The sequence below is a fragment of the Dietzia sp. E1 genome (assembly GCF_014145015.1).
In the GTDB taxonomy this organism is placed as follows: Bacteria; Actinomycetota; Actinomycetes; order Mycobacteriales; family Mycobacteriaceae; genus Dietzia; species Dietzia cinnamea_A.
Genome location: NZ_JAALDU010000194.1, coordinates 1 through 6,597, shown reverse-complemented (window position 1 = coordinate 6,597; position 6,597 = coordinate 1). Strand labels below are relative to the sequence as shown.

Below are 6,597 nucleotides of genomic sequence, written 5' to 3'. Positions count from 1 at the left end.
CGTCCTCGGAGAGCTCAAGGGCGGTGCCATGAAGGTCGGACAGGCCCTGAGCGTGTTCGAGGCCGGCATGCCGGACAAGTACGCCGAACCTTTCCGTGAGGCGCTCACCAAGCTCCAGGCCGAGGCACCGCCTCTGCCCGCCGCCGAGGTGGAACGCGTCCTGGACGCCCAGCTCGGGCTGCGGTGGCGGGAGCGGTTCTCGGAGTTCGACGGCGAGGCCGCCGCGGCCGCCTCGATCGGACAGGTGCATCGCGCCGTCTGGTCCGACGGCCGCGAGGTGGCCGTCAAGGTGCAGTACCCCGGCGCCGACGAGGCCCTACGCTCGGACCTGCGCCAACTCCGCAGGCTGGCCCCGCTGCTGCGCCCGCTCAATCCCGGCACGGACATCAGGGGGATCATCGACGAGCTGTACGACAGCACGGTGAGCGAACTCGACTACCGCACCGAAGCCGACACCCAGCGGATCTTCGCGGCCGCGTTCCGCGACGACCGCCAGTTCCACGTCCCCTCCGTTCTGGCCTCAGCGCCGAAGGTACTGGTCACCGAGTGGGCGGACGGCCGCGCGCTGAGCCGGATCTCCGCCGACGGCAGCCCCGAGGACCGCGATCTGGCCGGGGAACTGCTGACCGAGTTCCAGTTCAGCTCTCCCGTGCGGGCACGGTTGATGCACGGCGACCCCCACCCGGGCAATTTCCTGCTGGCCGACGACGGTCGCCTGGTGGTGTTGGACTTCGGCGCGGCCATCCCGCTCCCGGAGGGCGTACCGACCGTGCTGATCTCGATGATGCGACACGCCCTGGCCGATGACGCGGATCAGCTCGTGGAGGTGATGACCAGGGCGGGATACGTGGGGCGGGGCGGGCTGGATCCCGCCGATGCGATGGCGTTCCTGAACCCGTTCATCGAGCCGATGCGCGAGCCGGTGTTCCACTTCGACCGTGCGTGGATGCAGGGCATCATGTCCGTCTACGGGGATGTCTCCGGCCGGGAGTTCCGGACCTCGCGCTCGTTCGCGCTGCCCCGGGAGTACGTGCTGATCCACCGGGTGCTGTCCGCGTCGGTCGGCATGCTGTGCCAGCTCCAGGCGTCCGCGCCCTACCGGGAGATCGTGCGGCGCTGGATGCCCGAGATCTTCCCCGACGAGGACTGAGGCCGCCGGCCGGGCCGTCAGGTCCCGCGGACCAGCTTGAGCACGTCGTCGCCGTACTCGCCGAGCTTGTGTGCGCCGATCCCGCCGATCCGGCCCAGGGCCCTCGTGTCCGCGGGACGGTCGCGGGCGATCTGGGCGAGGGTCTCGTTGGTGAACACCGTGTAGGCGGGCTTGCCGATCCGCTCCGACGTCTCGCGGCGCCACTCGCGTAGCCGCTCGAACAGGTCGGTGTCGACCTCGACCGAGCACTCCGGGCACAACCCGAGCGCCCGGTGCATGGGCCCGTTGAGCTTCTCCCCGCAGCCGCGGCAGCGTCCCTTGTCTGACGAGTCGGTGGACCGGCGGGCGGCCGCGGGGGCCTGCGCCGGGCGGACGGGATCGAGGAAGCGACTCGGCCGCCGGGTCGCGCGGCCCCCGGCGCGGCGGCTCCGACTCCACGAGAGCGACAGGTGCTCGCGGGCGCGGGTGATGCCCACGTAGAGAAGGCGGCGCTCCTCCTCGATCGCGTCGGGTCCGGCGTTGATCGCGTGGCTGATCGGCAGACTGCCCTCGTGCACGCCGATGAGGAACACCGCGTCCCACTCGAGGCCCTTGGCGGCGTGGATCGACGCCAACGTGACCCCCCGCTCGTCCGGCGCGTGCCGGGCGGCGGCGCGTTCCCTCAGGCCGGCCACGACCGGGAGCAGTCCCGGGCGACTCTCGGCGGTGGCGATCTCCTCCGCGAGTCCCACCAGCGCGCTCAGGGAATTCCACGTCTCGCGGGCCTGCGTGCCGGAGGGTTCCGCGGCGGTCAGGCCCAGGGGTTCGAGCGCCTGCCGGATGACCGCGACGACGTCCGCCGGGTCGGTCAACCCGCTGTGGGCGCCGGCCGACGCCTCGCCCGAGCCGTCGACGAGGCGGTCGATCGCCGACATCGCCCGACGCACGACGGGGCGCTCGAAGAAGCCCTCGCCGCCCTTGAGCCGGTATCCGATGCCCGCCTCGTCCAGAGCCGCCTCGATCCGTTCCGACTGGGCGTTGACCCGGTACAGCACGGCGATCTCCGCGGGATCGGTCCCGCCGTGCACGAGGTCGGCGACGGCCGCCGCGACGGCGTCGGCCTCCGAGTCCTCGTCCGCGTACTCGGCGAGCACAGGCTCGGGCCCGGGCGGGCGCATGCCGCGCAGCGTCAGCCCGGCGCTGCGGAACCGACCGGCTCCGGCGCCGATCACCGCGTTCGCCAGGTCCACGACCTGCGGGGTGGAGCGGTAGTCGGATTCCAACTTCACGACGGTCGCGCCGGGGTAGCGGTCGGCGAAGCCGAGGAGGAAGTCGGGCTCGGCGCCGGCGAAGGAGTAGATCGTCTGGTTGACGTCACCCACCACCGTGAGGTCGTCGCGATTGCCCAACCATGCGGTGAGCAGCCGCTGCTGGGCCGGCGTGACGTCCTGGAACTCGTCCACGACGAAGCAGCGGTACCGGTCCCGGAACTCCTCCGCGATGGCCGGCACCTCCTCCACGAGCTCCGCCATGTGCGACAGGAGATCGTCGAAGTCGAGCATCCGGACCGGGCCTGAGACCTTGAGGTCCTCGTACGCCCTGAACGCCCGGGCCACCTCGGGTGCGGGAACCGGCAGGTCCCGTCCCAGAGCGACCGCCTGCTCGGCGTAGCTGTCGGGGGTGAGCAGGCTCGACTTGGCCCACCCGATCTCGGTCAGCACGTCGCGGATCGTCTCGGTGGCGGGATCGAGCCCGGCGCGGCGGACCGCCTGGGCGACCGCCCGGAACTGGCCGTCCAGCAACTGCCACGGCTCCTCGCCGTAGACCCGGGGCCAGAAGTAGGACAGGTTGCGCAGGGCCGCCGAATGGAAGGTCCGCGCCTGCACCGGCCCGGTCCCGGCGTCCGCGACGCCGAGGCCCGCCAAGCGCATGCGAAGCTCCCCCGCGGCGCGGGCGGTGAAGGTGACAGCCAGCACCTGGTCCCCGCGGACGTGCCCGGTGGTGACCAGGTGCGCGATGCGTCTGGTGATGGTGCGGGTCTTGCCCGTTCCGGCACCCGCGAGGATGCAGACGGGGCCGCGGGGCGCCAACACGGCCCGACGCTGCTGCGGGTCCAGGCCCTCCAACGCCGACTCCGCGCCGCCTCGGCGCCCGGCTCCGCGTCCGCTTCCCTGGCCGCTCTCCCGGCCGCCGCGCCCCGTCTCACTCACGCCCCCATCGTGGCATCCGGGTCGGACACCGCGCCGGGGGCCTCCCCCCGGGGATGATTCCCACCGGCGTGGGCGTTACACCCCGTCATGAGCGATGTGACGACCAACGACGCCCTGACCCTATACACCACCTCGTGGTGCCCGTTCTGCACGCGGCTGAAGAAGCTGCTGGACGAGAAGGAGATCGGCTACACGGAGATCGATGTGGACGCCGACGCCGAGGCGGCCGCGTTCGTCGAGAGCGTCAACGGCGGCAACCGGGTCGTGCCCACGGCCCTGTACTCCGACGGCACCACGGCCACCAACCCCCCGGCCTCCCAGGTTCGCGCGAAGCTCGCCGAGCTCGCCGGCGCCTGAGGCGCGATAGGCCCGGCACACGGGGCGCCGCCGGCCCGGGACAGGGCCGACGGCGCCCCCTCGCGTCAGGCGCCGCCGTCGCGGTCGACGGCCGCCACCCAGGACCGCAGCATGACGTGCGCGATGGACACCGGCGGCGCGAGCATGAGATCACCGCGACCGGCCAGCGCGTCCCTGACCTGATCGACGTCGAACCAGGCGGCCTCGCTGATCTCCTCGTCCTCGAGCAGGATCGGCGCCTCCGGGTCCGCCACGGCCTGGAACCCGACCATGAGCGAGCGCGGGAACGGCCAGGGCTGGCTGCCCAGGTAGCGGACGCGCTCCACGACCACACCGACCTCCTCGGCGACCTCCCGGCGCACACATCCCTCGAGGGACTCGCCCGCCTCGACGAAGCCGGCCACGTGCGAGTACATCCCCGCCGGCCACACCGGTTGCCGCGCGAGGAGGACCTGCCGGCCGCCGTCGTGAACGAGGCAGATCACGGCGGGATCGGTCCGCGGGTACTCGAGTCCGCCGTGGAAGGGGTCCTCGATGGCCCACCCCGCTTCCTTCCGACGCGGGTGGTGGTCCGGCTGCCGGCCCCTGACGTTGTCGCGGTGCCACCCGAGAAGTGCCATGGCCTGCGCGGCCAGCGATCCGTCTCCTTCGACCAGGTCCGCCCCGCACGCGCGGAGGTTGCTCACGGCGGGGCTGTCGGGCAGCTCCTCGACGGGCACGGCCCAGATGTGTCGGCCGTCGTCGGTGCGTCCGAGGAAGACCGCGTCCTCGGGCAGTCGGTCGGCGTGGTCGAGGGCCGGCTCGAGCCGGATCCGCTTGCGATCCCCCGCGGTCGGTTCGGTCGCGAACCGGTTCCGCCGGTCGACCCTCATGATCCTCGCCGAGGCCCATCCCGCCGCGAGTCCGCCCGCGTCCTGCCGGAGCGGGGCGGCCCGGTCGGGCGCGGCCACCGACAGCACGGGATCGGAGTCCAGGGTGAAGTCCAGCGGCATCGTGACGGGTCCTTTTCGCCGGTCGTGAGGGGCGCCGATCAGCGTAGTCCGGCGGACCGGCCGGACGGCGCCGACCCGGGGATCAGCCCGCGACCATCCGGATGTAGAGCAGCCGGTCGCCGGCCTCCAACGCGTCCGCCTCCGGCTCGTTCACCTTGAGCAGCTGCCCCTTGCGCACCACGCCCAGCACGAGTTCGGCCAGGTGCCGCGGCGAACCGCCGACCTCGGACTCCTCCACGCGGCGCTCGGCGATCGAGAAGCCCTCGTCGGGCGTGAGCAGATCCTCCATCATGCCCACGACGGTCGGGGTGATGGTGGCCAGGCCCAGGAGCCGGCCGGTGGTCTCGGCGGAGACCACGACGGAGTCGGCGCCGGACTGCTTGAGCAGGTGCTTGTTGTCGCTTTCGCGGACGGTAGCGACGATCTTGGCGTGGGGTGCCAGTTCGCGGGCGGTGAGCGTGACCAGCACCGCGGTGTCGTCGGAGTTGGTGGCGACCACGACCGCGGAGGCGCGGGTGAGCCCGGCCAGTTTGAGCACGTCCGACCGGGTCGCCGACCCGTGGACGGTGACGAGCCCGTGGGCGGCCGCGGCCTTGAGCGCCTGGGGGTCGGTGTCCACGACGACGATGTCGTCGGGGGCGATCTCGTCGGCGAGCATGGCGGCGACGGCCGACCTGCCCTTGGTGCCGTAGCCGACGACGACGGTGTGGTTGCGCACGACGCTCCTCCAACGCTGGATCTTCAGGGCCTGACGGGATTGTTCGGTGAGAACGGCGAGGGTGGTGCCGACGAGCAGGATGAGGAACACCAGGCGCAGGGGTGTGACGACGAGCGTGTTGATCAGTCGTGCCTGCTGCGTGATCGGGGTGATGTCCCCGTAGCCGGTCGTGGAGAGCGAGACGGTGGCGTAGTAGAAGCAGTCGATCAACGTCATCTCACCGTTCGGCCCACCGCCTCCGGTGTAGCCGCCGCGGTCGGTCCACACGACGAGCACTCCCAGACAGAGCGCGACGAGGGCCATCAGGACTCGCTTGCCGATCAGCCGCCACGGGCTACCGACGTTCTCTGGGATGCTGACGACGCCGACGAGGGCGTGGTCGGGGCTCTCGTCGAGTGGATCGTTGCCGCGGAACCGCGACGCCAGCGCGCGTTTCTCGACCATGGGACTCCGTTCCCGCGGGCGGGCCCCCGCTGGGCCCGCCGTCACCGAGGAGAATCGTCGCCTATCGACCGCTCCCGGACAACAACCGACCCCGGCCGGGGCCCTCGGCGAGGATACGCAGCAGTTCCTCCGCGTCGGGCAGGCCCGCCGGTTCGATGGTCCGGCCGGAGCGCACGTAGTGGAACGCGGCGCGGACGGACCCCAGCTCGACGGTCCGCCCGAGGCGGGCTCCGACGACCTTCGCCCACGCGTACCGGTAGACCGCCAACTGGAGGGCCACGGCGGGCATGTCCCGTTCGGCAGGCACGCGCCCGGTCTTCCAGTCCACGACGATCCATCCGTCGCCGTCGGCGAACACCGCGTCCATCCGTCCGCGCAGGAGGTGCCCGCCCAGGCCGACCTCAAAGGGCACCTCGACGGCCTCGGGCGTCATCCGCGCCCACCGCGACGCCTCGAACGCCTCCTGGAGGGCGGTGAGGTCGGCCTCGGACAGTCCGTCGACGGCGCCCTCGTCACCGGCGCCTGGTAGATCGTCGATGTCGAGCAGGTGGGTGGCGCCGTAGCGGTGCTCGAGCCAGGCGTGGAACCTGGTGCCGCGCCGCGCGAACCGGTCCGGGCGGAACGGCACGGGCCTGCGGAGGCGGTCGGCGAACTCGGCGGGGTCGGTCGCCATGGCGACGATCTCCCCGGCGGTGAGACGGCGCGGGAGGTGGACCTCGTCGCGCCGCTGCGCGGCCCGCCGCGCGT

6 protein-coding genes are annotated in these 6,597 nt (G+C 72.3%); 2 read left to right on the top strand and 4 right to left on the bottom strand.

From position 1 onward, the window contains the following. Positions 1–1,150: AarF/ABC1/UbiB kinase family protein (locus G6030_RS07700; protein ID WP_182642719.1), on the top strand; the 1,150-nt coding region annotated here is incomplete at its 5' end. A 17-nt stretch (positions 1,151–1,167) separates the two neighbouring features. On the opposite strand, the gene G6030_RS07695 is transcribed toward G6030_RS07700, so the two are convergent. After that, on the bottom strand, positions 1,168–3,255 hold the full coding sequence (locus tag G6030_RS07695; protein WP_007629164.1) for an ATP-dependent DNA helicase UvrD2: 2,088 nt from the start codon (positions 3,253–3,255) through the stop codon (positions 1,168–1,170). A 171-nt stretch (positions 3,256–3,426) separates the two neighbouring features. Here G6030_RS07695 and G6030_RS07690 point away from each other — a divergent pair, with 171 nt between their 5' ends. After that, complete coding sequence (locus tag G6030_RS07690; protein WP_043567235.1) at positions 3,427–3,696, top strand: mycoredoxin; 270 nt, start codon at positions 3,427–3,429, stop codon at positions 3,694–3,696. A 65-nt stretch (positions 3,697–3,761) separates the two neighbouring features. Here the strand turns inward: G6030_RS07690 and nudC are convergent, their stop codons facing one another. From nudC to G6030_RS07675, 3 genes are all read right to left on the bottom strand, one after another. Then, on the bottom strand, positions 3,762–4,688 hold the full coding sequence (gene nudC, locus G6030_RS07685) for an NAD(+) diphosphatase (protein ID WP_182642718.1): 927 nt from the start codon (positions 4,686–4,688) through the stop codon (positions 3,762–3,764). An 82-nt stretch (positions 4,689–4,770) separates the two neighbouring features. Then, positions 4,771–5,850 carry a potassium channel family protein gene (locus G6030_RS07680; protein WP_007629167.1) on the bottom strand — a complete coding sequence of 360 codons (1,080 nt, stop codon included), beginning with the start codon at positions 5,848–5,850 and terminating at the stop codon, positions 4,771–4,773. A gap of 61 nt (positions 5,851–5,911) precedes the next feature. Further along, on the bottom strand, positions 5,912–6,597 hold a 686-nt coding region (locus G6030_RS07675), incomplete at its 5' end, for a PD-(D/E)XK nuclease family protein (RefSeq protein ID WP_182642717.1).

What these genes read in the sequence shown, in the direction of transcription:
- nudC (WP_182642718.1), bottom strand. Translation starts at nt 4,688, where the DNA reads ATGCCGCTGGACTTCACCCTGGACTCCGATCCCGTGCTGTCGGTGGCC.
- G6030_RS07680 (WP_007629167.1), bottom strand. Translation starts at nt 5,850, where the DNA reads ATGGTCGAGAAACGCGCGCTGGCGTCGCGGTTCCGCGGCAACGATCCA.
- G6030_RS07690 (WP_043567235.1), top strand. Translation starts at nt 3,427, where the DNA reads ATGAGCGATGTGACGACCAACGACGCCCTGACCCTATACACCACCTCG.